10 protein-coding genes and 2 pseudogenes are annotated in these 15,117 nt (G+C 47.3%); all 12 read left to right on the top strand.

Annotation, left to right across the window (positions count from 1 at the left end; all coding sequences use genetic code 11):
- The first annotated feature begins 8 nt into the window (after positions 1 to 8).
- The 12 genes and pseudogenes from ACY4LX_RS13760 (at position 9) to ACY4LX_RS13705 (ending at position 14,855) form a co-directional block, all read left to right on the top strand.
- Complete coding sequence (locus ACY4LX_RS13760) at positions 9 to 947, top strand: DUF6708 domain-containing protein (RefSeq protein ID WP_463260221.1); 939 nt, start codon at positions 9 to 11, stop codon at positions 945 to 947.
- Positions 934 to 1,629 (top strand): annotated as a pseudogene (locus ACY4LX_RS13755) (bacteriophage T4 gp5 trimerisation domain-containing protein); the annotation flags it as partial. The gene ACY4LX_RS13760 and the pseudogene ACY4LX_RS13755, both read left to right, overlap by 14 nt.
- On the top strand, positions 1,626 to 4,898 hold the full coding sequence (locus ACY4LX_RS13750; RefSeq protein WP_463260220.1) for a hypothetical protein: 3,273 nt from the start codon (positions 1,626 to 1,628) through the stop codon (positions 4,896 to 4,898). The pseudogene ACY4LX_RS13755 and the gene ACY4LX_RS13750, both read left to right, overlap by 4 nt.
- 596 nt (positions 4,899 to 5,494) lie before the next feature.
- Complete coding sequence (locus ACY4LX_RS13745) at positions 5,495 to 6,124, top strand: hypothetical protein (RefSeq protein ID WP_463260594.1); 630 nt, start codon at positions 5,495 to 5,497, stop codon at positions 6,122 to 6,124.
- Between the two features lie 248 nt (positions 6,125 to 6,372).
- Positions 6,373 to 7,119 carry a hypothetical protein gene (locus ACY4LX_RS13740; RefSeq protein WP_463260219.1) on the top strand — a complete coding sequence of 249 codons (747 nt, stop codon included), beginning with the start codon at positions 6,373 to 6,375 and terminating at the stop codon, positions 7,117 to 7,119.
- 169 nt (positions 7,120 to 7,288) lie between these two features.
- Positions 7,289 to 8,020, top strand: a complete 732-nt coding sequence (locus ACY4LX_RS13735; RefSeq protein ID WP_463260218.1) for a permease — start codon at positions 7,289 to 7,291, stop codon at positions 8,018 to 8,020.
- A 116-nt stretch (positions 8,021 to 8,136) separates the two neighbouring features.
- Positions 8,137 to 8,838 carry a hypothetical protein gene (locus tag ACY4LX_RS13730; protein ID WP_463260217.1) on the top strand — a complete coding sequence of 234 codons (702 nt, stop codon included), beginning with the start codon at positions 8,137 to 8,139 and terminating at the stop codon, positions 8,836 to 8,838.
- Positions 8,839 to 9,343: 505 nt separating this feature from the next.
- Positions 9,344 to 10,225 carry a hypothetical protein gene (locus ACY4LX_RS13725; protein ID WP_463260593.1) on the top strand — a complete coding sequence of 294 codons (882 nt, stop codon included), beginning with the start codon at positions 9,344 to 9,346 and terminating at the stop codon, positions 10,223 to 10,225.
- Positions 10,226 to 10,441: 216 nt separating this feature from the next.
- Complete coding sequence (locus ACY4LX_RS13720; RefSeq protein WP_463260216.1) at positions 10,442 to 11,503, top strand: hypothetical protein; 1,062 nt, start codon at positions 10,442 to 10,444, stop codon at positions 11,501 to 11,503.
- Between the two features lie 151 nt (positions 11,504 to 11,654).
- On the top strand, positions 11,655 to 12,377 hold the full coding sequence (locus ACY4LX_RS13715) for a hypothetical protein (protein ID WP_463260215.1): 723 nt from the start codon (positions 11,655 to 11,657) through the stop codon (positions 12,375 to 12,377).
- Between the two features lie 419 nt (positions 12,378 to 12,796).
- A pseudogene (locus ACY4LX_RS13710) lies at positions 12,797 to 13,592 on the top strand (hypothetical protein).
- A gap of 132 nt (positions 13,593 to 13,724) precedes the next feature.
- Positions 13,725 to 14,855 carry a hypothetical protein gene (locus tag ACY4LX_RS13705; RefSeq protein WP_463260214.1) on the top strand — a complete coding sequence of 377 codons (1,131 nt, stop codon included), beginning with the start codon at positions 13,725 to 13,727 and terminating at the stop codon, positions 14,853 to 14,855.
- Positions 14,856 to 15,117: the final 262 nt, after the last annotated feature.

The raw sequence follows: 15,117 nt of genomic DNA, 5'->3' as shown, positions 1-15,117 counted from the left end.
GATAAGGCATGAACTCAGCCAAACCCGGTAGCCGCAACGGACCGCTCTCACGAGAGGACTACCTGGCACCACTGGCCGTTCCGACAGGACAAACGCCCAAGGATGTACTCAATACTATCTGGCGCAAGAACGAGGTATGTCTTGACATTGGCTCCTACAGCATAGGCTCTGCTGTAATGGTGCTGTGGCCGGTGGTAATGCTCTGTTTACTCATGATCTACATAGAGCGAAATGGCGAGAGGCTGGTGGGAACAGCCCTCTTGTCGTTGGTGCTAGTTGGTATTCCGATATTGATCCTTTTACATGGGCTGACTAAGCCCGTGCCGCTACCTGTACGCTTCAACCGCCAGCGCCGCGAGGTCTGTGTGCCATTCAATGACGGCCGTTACTGGATCGTCCCTTGGGAGCAGGTTACTGCTCAAGCGGTAGCAATGCACTCCGTCGGTCAGCACGGTAAAACTACTCAAGGCCTATTGGTCGTAGGCTTTCGCAATCCTGACCCAGATGCACCGGAGAAGGAACGAGACTTCAGCTTGGGATTCAGTTGCGGCGGCGGCGAAACGGCCATGTGTCTCTGGGAGTGCATGCGCAGCTACATGGAGGTTGGGCCTGAAGCCGTTCCGAAGTGCAATTTTGAGGGCGAGAATAGCCAAAAAGGCTTGATCGGCTGGACCATTAGTATTTTGTTCGACGCATTGAAGTCCGCTGTCAAGGGCGACTTTAAATCTGCAATTAAAGATGTTTTTTTCACCGTCTTTTTAGGTGCTCCCTTAGGTTTTTATTTGCAAGAACGCAAGCTGGTTCCGCCGCCTGACTTGACCGACTCGGAAATAAAAGAATGGTCCCAACCGCTTCCCCCCGAGCAATGGGCCAAACGCTCACCAGAGTTGGAGTCGGCCATAGCTCAGCGGGAGACAGAGCTGGAGATCGAAGCACAAGTCGCGTGACCCCCAACTTGGGAACCAAACCTCCCCCGGTGGCGGCGGCTACAACGAACTGCGCATCGAAGACAAAAAAGGCCAGGAACAAATCTTCCTCCACGCCCAGCGCGACTGGGATGAAAACATCGAGCACGACCAGAAGATCCGCGTCGGCAATGAACGCCACGATACGGTTGAGAAGAACAGCTATACGGAGTTCAAGGCTGAAGAACACCACACGGTTTATGCAGACCGGAAGGTGGAGACGCAGGCGAATGATCATTTGACGGTGGGGGTTAACCAGCATGTCAAGATTGGGACTGGGCAGTTTATTGAGGCCGGTCAGGAAATCCATCTCGACAGTGGCCTGAAAGTGGTAATGGAAGCGGGCACTGAATTAACCCTGATTGGCGGGGGAAGCTTCATCAAGATCGACGGCAGCGGCGTCACGCTAAGCGGGCCAGTGATCAACATGAACTCTGGCGGCAGCGCCGGTAATGGCACGGGGGCTGCGCCGATTCTTCCGACACCACCTAAACCCGCAGACACCGCGCAAGTCGGGCAGACGTTGGGCAATGCACCGGTCAACAATGCCGCACCGAGAAAAACCCCAGGCGAAAAAGGCCCGGAGGCTCTAATCGTCGATGTCTGGGGTGACCCTGAATTGGGCAGCCAATTGCAACTACTGGGCCCGGAGGGCAAGGCATGAGCAGTTTTAACGACAAGCCCATCAGCGAAGGGACTCGCAAGAAAACCGAATACGAGAATGAGCAAAAGTCGCGATTAGCGCTGAACGTAGAACGTACCGATGGCGGCAAACTGCAGATTCCGATCATGGTCGATGCCAAGACCACTCAAGAAGAAGAAAAGTACCAGCACAACACGTTGTTGGCGGTCACCCCGCTGGCGCGGCTGCCGGGGCATGACAAACTCAATGAAACGTTACAAGGCGCGTTACCGCGCCCTGGCCGCATCTATGTGTTCCTGAAAAACAAACTGTGGCGAGAACTGGAAACCGACGGTAAAGGTCAGCTGTTCGAAGTCGACGTGGCCCACTGGCGCAAGATTGCCGAGAAAAAAGGCGATGCCGACAAACGCGAACCAGTGTGCGTTAAACAATTTTTGATTCTAGTTCCGATGTTTCTACAGGGTCGATTCGTTGGCGACCAACTCAGCATGGCCTACAGCGAATTGCCATGGACATGGGAATACATCGAATGGCTTGAAAAGGACTCCGGACGGATCAAGGCGCGCAGCCAAAACATGGCGCCTGCCTGGGCGGCGACTGCGGGTGAAACGCAGATCTGGAAGGCTTCGTTGATTTATCCGGCGACCCCGGTAAAGGGTCTAGTCAAAGGGTTGCGGGCGCGCGACTTCAATATCGAAAGCGCCTTGGAAGATCCTGCGGACTTTACTCCAGAGTTTGCTGCATTCAAAACAGATGCGTTGATTTTGAAACTGCAACAGCGCAAACAGGAGCTGGCGGCAAAACTCAAGCGCACTCCTCCGGCTGCGCTTCCCAATGCAGAAGCCGGGACAGACGTGCTGACCCAAAACAAATTGCGAGATTACCCGCATTTGGTAGGCATGATTCTCGATGACCCATTGTTCGCCTTGCGCCACACAACTTCTCAAATACGTGATTGTGTTGATTACCTGCAGACCCTAAATGCACTAGTACCCCATGAACCTCACGGGCGCTATGCACAAGTGCTTTACAGCACCCTCGCCGGTCCACTCGCCAAACTTAGCGACGGGGTCGACCTGCCTAAACTGCAGAAAGCTGTCTTCGAAGAAGCTCGTGAGAAGAGTCGTGAAAAACTGGCGAAACTGTTATCAACCCTTGTAGAACTGCTAGACAAAAAATTGCATCCGGTGCTGCTCGACTGGAGCTACAGTCACACCGAAGCGCTGCTGGAACCTTATTGCCTGCTGACCGAAGCACTCGATGCGCTGAACCAGGTACCCAACCGCAGTGACGCCATGTATACCGGCAAGGGCTACCCGGAACTGACCGCCCCTATCAATCGTCTCGTACAAGACCTACTCGAGGGTCAGCACCCACTGGGCGCCCTGATGCTGGCAAAAACCGCTGACCAGTTGCCAGACCTTGTTAAACGTTTGAAAATCCTGCGCGACAGCGGTCAAGAGCCAAAACCGGAGGCCATGGGATTAAGCACGTTGATGCTGACAGCATCACTGACTGGCGAAGTGGATCATCCCAGTGCCGGCAAAGGCTTCGCGTATTTTCTCGCCGATTTACTCGATAACTTCGGCGCCAGTGTCGTGGCCCAGATCGGCCGTTTGTCTCAGGACGCGTCGAAAATCCAGCTTGATCGATTGTTCTCCCCCACATTTGTGACCCTGGCTGCACTCTCGCCGAAAATGGCCGAGATCAAGTTAATGCCCCAAGGCCAGGCGCTCGCGCAAAACTACGTGGTTATTGGTGTACAGGGTGCAGGACTGCGTGGCGGACTCACCGACGTTGAACGCCAAGCCTTGACTCGGAAAAGCTACCGTTACGCCACGCTGCATGATCAGTCCGGCGCAACCGTGGGCAGCACCAGCCCACGTGACTCGGGCGCAAGGCGTCCTACGTTGCGCGATGTCACAGTCATTGCCATCCCAAAAGGGAATGCTGACTTAGCAAAATACAGCGAATTCCGCGTTCGTTTCGGAGCTGTTACCGAGACGATGGAGAAGAACAAGGTTGTGCCGACGTTGATGGTGGCGTTTGCGGTTTATAACCTGTGGGTGCAGATAAAGGCTTATAGTGATTTCGAGTCGGGCGGAGAACCACTGCGAGGCTTTTGGGGCGGCGTTGGCGGTACTCTGGATCTAATGGCCGCCCTAGGTAGTCACAGCAAATTGCTATTTGGTTCGTCGGTAACAAATCACATAACGGCTCCACGGATCAATGTGAAGAAGCTTTCACCAAGCTGGGCAAACAATCTAAAAAAGCAAACTGGCAGCCCTAAGTTACCTCTTCTACGTGCTTTAGGCGGAACAGCTACGTTACTCGGTTCGGTCATAAGCGGATGGGATAGCTATCGAGCACTCGGCCAAGGTGATACTGACGCAGCAGCAGCATATGGTGTGGCTGCTGTGGGTGGTGGCTTGTGGGGAGCATACGCTCTAGGCTGGGTTATCAATCCATATGTTCTTATAGTCGGCGTAACACTGACTATCGGTGGTACCATCGCGGCCAACTTATTGACCGATAGCGACATGGAAATCGTAGTAAAAAAAGGTCCATTCGGCGTCCAGTTTGCCGAAACTGGCGTGCTAGATCAGGCTTTTGGCAATGGCCAGCGTTTCGTTCACTTGAAGGATCCGCAAATCGCCTACCAACAACTGATCGGCATCATCGGAAAACCGCAAATATTCGTACAGCGGTTGGCCGACTGGCGAAAAAAAGCGCCTGCGGCTCATCTCAAGGTATTGCAACAAGCTGATAGCGGTCGTGCTCCATTGCCAAATTCTGAGCTGCAATGTGTCATGCCCGGAAAACAGCCTCTAGTCGATCAAGATTGGGCAATCGTTCTCAGCTCCCCACTGTTGTCAATGTTCGAGAATGACCAGCGATTTCAATTGGTCGTCCAGGAGTTTGAAAGCAGGCTGCGTAAAGATGTTTCCTTCGATATCAAACGTTATGAACGGATCCCTGTTGCGCCCCCCAAGCTAGCAGCGCTTTCGCTAGATGCCAATAGCGTGCTTTATGTTCTTCCTTCCAGCCTTCCCGTTCCTCAACGCAGCTTTCTAGATCGCCATAATGTGACTATGACTCAGGACTTGAAAGTCAGTGCTCAGTTTGAACTGAGTGCAGATCAAGAGAATGAGCGATTGATGTTGCCTAAACCAAGCCCCAAAAGTTGGTCAGCCTACACCCAGGCCAACCGTCGATTGCCGCCAGATAACTTACTGCCGGATGCCGCCCCGCCCTATTGGCAAATAGAAACTACCGAGTTCTCTGTATGACTGCTCAAATAGATAACCCGTACGCTACCGGTGCTTACCGCAGCAACAGCCGCACTCCCCTACCTCCTCCAAAATGGTTAGAAGATGCCAATCGTTCAGGAAACTTTGATACTCATCTCGCCTTTGGACATTACGCCAATCTAGACCCGGCAATGGAAATTACTACCCAGTTGCAAGGTGAGGAGCATTTAGTTTACCAACAGCAGAAATACCATAAAAAAAAGATAGAAGTATATTGCGACGCTAGACGTTGGTGTTTTCAGAATTCCAGCAAAATTCCACACTTACTTTTTATACTAAAACTAATCAGCTTTCCTTTTGGCTGGATCGCATGGGCAGGAATACTGGGATCATTTATTCCAGGCCATGACGCAGCTAAGTACTTACAGGACTTATCATTACTTTTTTTTCTCGTTATTTCCGCCGTACTCATAGTTGGCTCACTAACGCTTTACATGATGGGGAAAAAAATAGTCCATCATATTCACATCGTAGGTTTTTTCATTTGTGCAGGTATCGTGTATTGGCAAAAAGGCTCTCTTTGGGGGAATGATGGAATACAAATCTCCCTATGGATCGGTGCCCTCATTTACTTCATGGGTGCCATCGGTTTTGATTGCCTGCTCTGGCTCCACAGCAAAATAAGCACCTATGACGGCAGCGAGTTCAACCGCATCGACGGCATGCTTCGTTTCAAGCGACGTTTCCGCCGCCGCTTCGTAGCGCCTTTTGAAGAATTTGATCCAGTACTGCAATTGCTGCCCAGCGGTTATGGCTCCCACGACTATGCCCTATGGCTGCATCACCGCTACACCGACACCAAGATTTGCCTGGCCAACAAAGTCCACGCCTTGGGCCTCGACCAGCCGAATGCACTGGCCTTCTGGGATTGCCTGCAACGTTACATGGACGTCACTCAACCGCTGCCGGACCTGCCAGTACTGGAGCAAAGTCGCCACCTCGACCCGATAACTGTTGCCTACGACGCCAAAACGGGCCGTAACCCGAGACGCTGGCGCGACCAGTCGGAAAAAGGCTGGCTGGCAACAGGTCTCAAGCAGTTGACTCAACAGTTGCAGCAATACCCTTGGCAAAAACAGCCCTGCATCATCAAGGCGCGCTTTGATCCGTCTCTTAGCATCGAAGCTTACTACCGCGCTCAAGAAGCTAAAGGCATCCAGGCAACGCCGAAGGCCGATGACTTTGATGATGTTCATCGCGGTTGAACGTAAAGCTCAACAGGAACAGATTTACTTTCTTGTTGAGTTGAGGATCAAGTAGCCACCCGGCGTGCATCAGCGCAAAGATGAATGTGATTACATTTTCGATTGGTACTCGGATGGGCTCCGAATGAAGCCGACCGCGCCAACAATGCCTTTAGCGGTGAGCTAAAGGACGACATTGTGCTGAGTCAAAAAAACACCCAGCTTTTGAAACTAGCGGTCTCTAACGGAATGAATCAATGAGCCCTACGATGTTCAACTTCAACAAGGTACTTGACTTGCCGCCGCAGCTCCAATGGAAGTATGGCGATGATCCAGAACTATTGGGATGGACTATTCGCGCACGAAATTACAATACTTTTGTGGCCAACTGCATGTTTGCGTTTATGGCTTTATTCATACTTGGCGCCTCACTTATCATGTACTCGGTGTATGAGGGAATGAGTCAACCCTGGCGAGTATTGTCTTGTGTATTTTTTTATATGCTCATGTTATTTGTAACCGCCTGCATGACCCACCAACGAATGAATTTCGCTTATCGTTTCACTCGATCTGGAGTTGAGTGCTGTGAGTGGAAGGACTTTCCTAAGTGGGCATTGACGTTTTTAAAATGGTTTTCCGGAATTACCGCGATTGTTTTTATCTGCTTGGCGACCATTGATCCGGCCTTTCTTATCGGTGCGCTGATAGGTCCAGGAAGTATGGGCTTAATGTATCTTTCGATGGCGAATTCCAAGAGTTACCAAAAAATGCAGACTCAATACCATCATCTGACATACGAATGGAAGGACTTCACGCAGCTGGCCATTGCGACCAATAGAGAAATAGTAGATTTGAAGTACACCATGTACGACAACGGCATTGTAAACTGGTATCAAAATATATTTTGCAAACGCAAACAAAAAATAAACATTGCAGAATTCATCAAGCCTTATTTATCTCCTGGTGTACCTTTTATCAAAGCCAAGGTTAATGTCCCTATGAGCACTGACTCGTAAATAAATCCGTCCCGTTTTTTCCACGTTTTTTCCACTAAGATGATCGGAGATACCTTTACCAAGTTGAATTAAATACTGATGAAAACACAGAAGTTTATGGACTTAGCAAAACAAACTTACAAGTTAAATCATCCGATCGCTTAAATGCATTAGTGCTGGCAAGGTGTACATGAAAACAACTGATGCATCACTACCCGCCGATTGCACAAGAACATCTTGCGACATCAAAGGCGACGTGGATAGCAACAATCCGGATGATAATGTGCTGATGGAATGGACTACCCGCTCCTTAAATCAACCTTTGCGGGAGATCATACTTGGACCCATCATTATGATCTTGATACCCACATTAATTTGCCTAGGCGTCACTTGGAGGATGTGGGGTAGTATTTATGACAACCTCGAATCATGGATAGCTATCTGCTGCATAGCGTATGGTATGTTCTTTATGTTTCTCACAATGACGCGACAAAAGACCGTATTTAATTATAAAATCACGAAAACCGGAGCGACTGTTGAGTATTACTTGTATTTTCCAAACTTTGCGAGCCCGCTATTCAAATGTTCAGCCATAGGGATAGTACTATTATTTATTCTCACAGCAATTATCACTGAATCCTTTATTTTCATGATTGGTCCAGTCGCTATGGCGTTAGGGTCAGCTCGCTTCTTATTGAATTGGAAAAATGAAATAAAGACCAGGTCAACCGAATGGCCACTGTACAATTTATTGATTGTTGATCGCGCCAGATTGATGATCGTAGCTTCATATCAAGATGAAACATCGGTAGGGTTCAATATGCGCCTTCCAAACAAGAGACTGTTTGATTACTGTTTAGAAACTTTACGCAAAACATTACCAAACGAAATCGAGTTCCGCGAAGAGCCTTGGCCCTGGTAACCAATGGGGAAAAGTGGCGAAAAAAGGGGAGAGATTTATTTTCTTGAATGCAGGGTGCTGTTGTACCGATTCCGCTTTAGGAAATAATGAACAGTTCAACACCTAATGGATACGTCATGGAAGATGAGCCAATTACAGGTAGAGTCCAAATGTCCTGGACTATAAAAGCTTTGCCTCACAACACTTCAATCATGGATATAGGCATGATTGTATTGACTTTGATTGGACTGACCGCGCTATTAAATGGAATACATGAAATATTTTACTTGGACCTACCTCTGCAACAACGCTCAACTTTTCTAAGTTCTCACCTTGGAATTGTTTGCCTATGCATGACTTTATATTTTTGGATATTAGTCATACGACAAAAAAACATCTACCACTATGTCATCACCGATAAAGAACTAGATGTCGAGTATAAGACTCACTTCCCTGAGCTTGCCGGAACTATATTTAAATGGCTAGCGGGAACATTCATTATTGCAATGTTTATTTTTATCGCCGATAACCCATCAGCAGCATGGTTGCTAGCAGGTCCAGCAGGAATATCCCTCGTCAGTGCGATACACCTTTTAAACTGGAAAAACCCCACAAAAAACTTGAGATTCACTTGGGATCGCCCAAACTCGGTGCTTATCGACAGAAAACGCAGCTTAGTTGCCGTTCAGCGCCGTTACAACCCAGATATGCGTATTGAAGATAACTATCTTTATATACCGATACATCTGCCTAGAGCAGATATTGACAAATTCGTGGCTATTGCAAAAAAATTTGCTCCACCTTCTACCGATTTTGAGGAGGGGCGCGACAAAAACTAGTCAACCTTGCAAGTGATAATCGGGACAGGAGCGAAAATAAATATGTCCTCCTTTTCCTGTTCAAGGCGCAATGCGTTTTCAATGATACCTTAGAGTTTTATCTCGCCCCCCCTGAAGGGACGACTAAACCTAATAGACACATAGGTTTCGAGTGGGCAGTTCGTGCACCGTTTGTCCTTAAAGGCCAGTCGGAAACACGTTATTTTCCGGCGCCTGGCGTCAAAGATCCTACACGTTATGGCCCGGAATATGCCAAAGCGGACTTCAACAAGATTAACCGGCCGTTCTGGGCCGATGAACAGACTCATAAGGCCACGTAATGTCTAGCCTCATCGAATCACATTCTTACTACTCGAACGAAGCCTACGACCCAAATCGAATTCCTGACCAGGCCGACGCCGCAACCCGTGGTCTGCTGCATAAAATGACCGGATCCCGATTACCTTGGGGCAACACACAAGAAGTTACTCCCAGAAAAATACTCCAAGACCCAAAACCAGAAAGCATGCGTTTTTGGGAAAAATGGGAAAAGGAAAAGAATGAAATGAAGGCGAATGGCACTTATGTTCCACGCCCGCTGGAGGATATAGAGCTACATAATAAACATGATCATGAAGTATTCCGTCATGCACAGTTACCTTTTCGCTCTCAATTCTGGTTACTTCTAAGAACCGTAGGAAAGTGGACAGCTATTATACTGACACCCATTATGATACTGGCTCACCTTACAGTAATGTCGGCATCAGAAAAAACAGCGTGGGAATTCACAATTGACTTGATCGTAAATTTTTATGCTTGGGCCATAGGTATACCACTCGTGTGTTGGACAATAGGCGATATTGTCATTAAAAACCTCCCGAAATTTTGGTTCCGCCCTCCAATAGGTCCTCTATGGGAACTCAACCGGCGTACTGGGCAGGTCAAAATTTTCAATTACAAAAATTTTAAAAAAGAGGGAGAAATCGAAGAAACTGTAGCCCCTTTCTATGAATTTGATGCATACATCATTACCAGCCCTGATCGCCAAGGCTTGCCTATGCACGGGTTATCTATCGCTCATCGTTATCGTGACCTTAGTATTAATTTCAATGACTTGATAACCCCTGACAATACGACACAGCAGCCCTGCGCATTATGGGATTTTTTACAAAATTTTATGGACGTTAGTCGCTCGCTACCCGACATTCCAGCACACGAAGCTTATCGTCATCTGGACCCCGTCACTTCTTCATTCGATCAACGAAGTAACCGTGATTCGCGTTACTGGATTGATATGGACAATGATACGTTTGATGCAAAGGTCAAAAAAATGCTTGGTTGCATCGACGCAATAGATACGTTCAACCGCCCTAACCTGATGGCAAAACATGTTAAGTATGTTGATTAATTGTGAGTTTTTGCCAGTAGAAAAAACAGGTAAACGGGACAGATGTTTTTCTTATGAGCGCAGTTCGCCCTGAAAAGCCAGTCGGAAAAAAACTTTACTTTCCAGCACCTGGCGTCAAAGCCCCTACACGTTACGACCCTTAATTTGCCAAAGCAGACTTTAACATGACCAACCGGCCATTTTCTGGACCCATGAACAGACTCATAAGGCCTAGTAATGTCCAGACTCATTGAGCAAAAATCCTCTTACTCTAGCAAAGCATACCGCTCAGACCGCATACCCCAGCAGGCAGCCTCAACTGAGCGTAGCTCATTACATAAAGCTACGGGAATTCGCTTGCCTTGGGGAAATACTCAGGATGTGATTCCGGACAACATCATGCAGGACCCGACACCAGAGAGCATGCGTTTCTGGGAGCAATGGGAAAAAGAAAAAAAAGAGTTGAAGGAAAATGGGAAATATCAGCCACGTCCATTTGAAGACGTCGAATTACATTGTAAATATGATCATGAACGTTTTCGATTTTCTCAGTTGCCTTATCGTTCGCGGTTTTGGCTATCGCTTCGAACTTTCTGCAAATGGTCTTTAATTATTTTAGCCCCACTGGCCTTGCTAACAGATATCGCATTCGAATTTGACTCTGACACCTTTGACCCGAGTAAGGTCTTGAGCAACTCAATTACTGTATTATTATCAGCCATTTTATTACCGCTATGGCTGATAAACAGTATCATTATCAAGTATTCTCCAAAACTTTGGTTTCGTCCACCAACGGGGCCGTTATGGGAATTAAATCGCACTACTGGGCAAATCACTATATTTAACTACGAACATAGGAAAAAAACAAAATCTGACGTTAATACCGCTGCTCCTTTCTATGAGTTTGACGCCTACATCGTAACGACGCCGGATCGACAAGGGTTGCCAATGAACGGCCTACAACTTATTCATCGATATTGCGGCGCACACATAAATCTTAATGCGCTGTTCACCCCAGACAACACCACCCAGAAACCCTGCGCTCTGTGGGACTTCCTGCAGAACTACATGGATGTCCGGCATGCACTTCCCGACATCCCAATGTACGAACCCTATCGACATCTAGATCCAGTTACAGCCTTACACGATGAAAAAACAAATCGCAAACCGCGTTACTGGATAGATATGGACAACGATACGTTTGAAGGCAAGGTAAAAGAAATGCTGAGAAGGATAGATAGCCTCGACACTTTCAATCGGCCAAACCTCATGGAAAAGTATGTAAAATACGCAGATTGATGAGTTTAGGTAAACGGGACTAGATAAACGGGACAGATTTATTTTCTTCGCGTATTAGTGCGTTGGGTAGCGTAACATTAGTCGTACAGAAACTTTGAGGCCGGGATAACGCAGTTGTATTTCTCATACACGGTTGAAGAAAATGGCAGACATGGAAACCGACAGCGACACTATTTCACTCGATAATCGAGATGAAGCAACACATATAATAAACCCCGAAATACTGCTGAAATGGACGATAAAGGCATTGCCGCAAGGTACTTTACATATGGATATCGGCATGGCGCTGCTAACTCTATTAGGGTTAGTAGCAATCGCCAACGGTGCCCATGAAGTTTATTTTCTAAATCTGCCCGAAAGAGATCAATCTACCTTCCTCAGCCTACATGCAGGAGTTGTGTGGACTCTGATGTCCATTTATATGTGGGTACTCGTGGTACACCAAAAGACTGTTTATAGTTATACAATAACGAACTCACTTGGAATTCAAGAGTCAAGACTACACTTTCCGAAAGCAGCTGGAATGATATTTAAAATTATCTCTTTTACATTTCTAATTTTTATCATTGGACTAGCCATATATGAAAAATCATTAATTTTAATGCTGGCTGGGCCTGCAGGCATGGCGGTGGTCGCCGCAAAATTTTTCCTAAGCTGGGAAAACAGATCAAAAATAGAGACTTCTGCTTACTGGAAAAACTATAAATATGTAACGGTAGACAGAAAAAGAAAAATCATTCTAGCGCAAGAAACGGAATTTATGGTGGGATTCGAAGCAAAACATCCCAACGAACTATTTGATAGTTATCTAGAAACCCTACGCTCACTACTACCAGAAAATGCAATATTTACAGAGACCGACATGAAATGGTAACAAAAGATAAAAGGACAGATACACTAAAGTGCTATTTCTCTGCGAGCGACCTGGAACTGGAGCTTTAGTTGAATCGAGTACCCGGAAAAAAGGATAAGAAGGAATGGAACAGTTTATTTTTCCGGAAGCAAACCCAACTCGGGTAATTTAACTTACATCCACCCAGACCAACGTCGTCTATGGCAAGTGAAGATCGACACCTCTACGATAGTCCCATGCTTAGTTTGGAGGTCAAATATCCACCCGGTGTACTTCAGCGCAAAGATAATCGTGGCTACATGTTTCGATTGGCTCTAGAATGGGCTCCGAGTGAAGCCGACCGAGCCAACAATGCCTTTAGCGGTGAACTAAAGGACGATATTGTACTGATTCAAAAAAATACCCAACTTTTGAAACTGGCGGTCTAACGGAATGTATCAATGAGCCCTACGACGTTCAACTTCAATAAGTCACTTGACTTACCGTCGCAACTCCAATGGAAGTACGGCGATGAACCAGAACTGTTTGGATGGACCATTCGCGCTCGGAATTACAATACCTTTTTAGCAAATTTCATGTTTGCGTTTATAGCTGTGTTCATACTCGGGGGGGGCATTCATCATGTACTCGGTATACGAGGGCATGGGGCAACCTTGGCGAATCTTGTCTTGTGTGTTTTTTTATATGCTTATGTTATTTGTAACTTCCTGCATGACCCACCAGCAAATGAATTTCGCCTATCGCTTCACCCAATCCGGAGTGGAGTATTGCAAATGGAAAGATTTCCCCAAAGGGGCTCTGACGTTTTTGAAATGGTTTTCCGGCTTTACAGCGATTGGTTTCATCTTACTTGCGATCATTGATCCAATATTCCTGATCGGCGCACTGATAGGACCTGGGGGAATCGGGTTGATGCACCTATCGATGGCAAACTCAAAAAGCTACCAGAACTTGCAAACCGAATATCATCATCATGCATTTAAATGGAAGGAACTCACCCAGCTTGCCATCGCCACTAATAGAGAAGTAGTCGATTTAAAATACAGCGTTATACTAGATGGAAACAATTACAAAACAAACTAGAATCTTAATATTTTTTGCAAACGAAAACAAAAAATAAAAATTGCAGAATTCATCAAGCCTTATTTATCTCCAGGTGTACCTTTTATCAAAGCCAAGGTTAATGTCCCCATGAGCACTGACTCGTCAACAAATCCGTCCCGTTTTTTCCCCTAAATGATGTAGGTGAAACGCATTACATACGCCTCAATCCAAGGTCGGATGGTGATTTCCCGGCAGTTTCCACGCGCCCAACCAAATCACCCTCTCTACTTACGGTCGACCTAATGACACTGGAACATACTCAACATGCCGAAGCCTCCTGAAATACTGACACCGCCATCTCAGCTATTAACTTCGCGACAAGCTGGCGATGTCGAACTTTTTGGTACCGGTACGGCGACCTATTTGGCACCTTTGCCACTTCCCACCGAAACATCAGGCCACTGCCCCTATGTCAGTGCTCTTAATGACTCGTATATGGATTTTGGTGGTGGTGTGCCACAAGTTTTCACATGGCAGCTGACGCTGGGGGGACCTTTCACTGGCGTTTGTTTTATTACATTTATTATTCCACTAATTATTGGTGCGATAGCGGCTGGATTTGGTTATCAAAGTGATGATATTTGGAATGCTGTCACAGGAGTTTTCTTGGCAGCTTGGGAGTCAGCATTATGGCTCGGCATTTTTACATTAGCGATCGGTTTAGGTATATGGGTTCGTAACCATAACAAATATCTACATGTCATTCCCACCCGGTTTAACCGTCAGCGCCGTGAAGTCTGCTTTATGCCTAAAGACGCTGATGCACCAGTTTTCGTGCCTTGGGAATCGCTCTCCGCCTGGGTAGTTCAGGCGCAAGGCGCCACGCAATATGGTGTCCGGCGACAGTACGGGATGGGCATGGGATATCAACATGAGGGCCAAATGGTCAGCGTTGAATTCGTTTGTGGAGGCCTGCCGCTTGCGGTTGCCCATTGGGAAGCTGTGCGTGCCTACATGGAGTACGAAGTCCATAACCTCAAAAGCATTCAAGATCCCATGGACCTGCAAGGTCCCAATGATCCGCTCCATGAGGGAATGCACACGTTCCAAAATGCGCGAGCACGTCTGCACCGCAGGATTCGCGAAAAGGAAGTTGGTTGGGTCTATGCATTCTTTTGGTACCTTTACCACGTCATGACGTTCTGGACGTTACCCAATCGAATCGTCGAATGGGAGATTCGCCGCATAGCGAAAGTCGGACGTAAGGCACTGCCGCAAACCATGCGTGATTGGTCCGAGCCACTACCCGAAGAGCAATGGACAAAGCCAAGTGAAGTATTGGTAAGACTGAGTAAACGGGTCAAAGAACTAAAAAAGCAAAAACCCCTGCGCTCAATCACTGAAATTTTTGCAGAGGTTTATCAGGCAGAAAACGGCGGAAAGAAAAAGGCGTGATGTTTTACACAAACAAAGGTGCTTTTTCAGACCTAATCTGCTTGCATTAAAACAAGGTGAACGGGAACCCCATTAGCCGGTCTCCATTCAAGGCAAAAAAGCCAACTCTCCCTGCAGTTTTTAACTGCAGGGTTGCCCTCTCTCTCAACCTGCCCGGTTGAACCCGTCGTACCCGTTTTCTCGTCGATGGCTACGGTCGAGTCCTGCCTGACACCCATGTGGATCAAGCGGTAAAGGTGTTGCATGCACCGCCCTGGCAGTA

The organism is Pseudomonas sp. Emmai (assembly GCF_055179735.1).
Note: the sequence above shows the minus strand (reverse complement) of the source record. Positions and strands in the feature narration are given on the sequence as shown.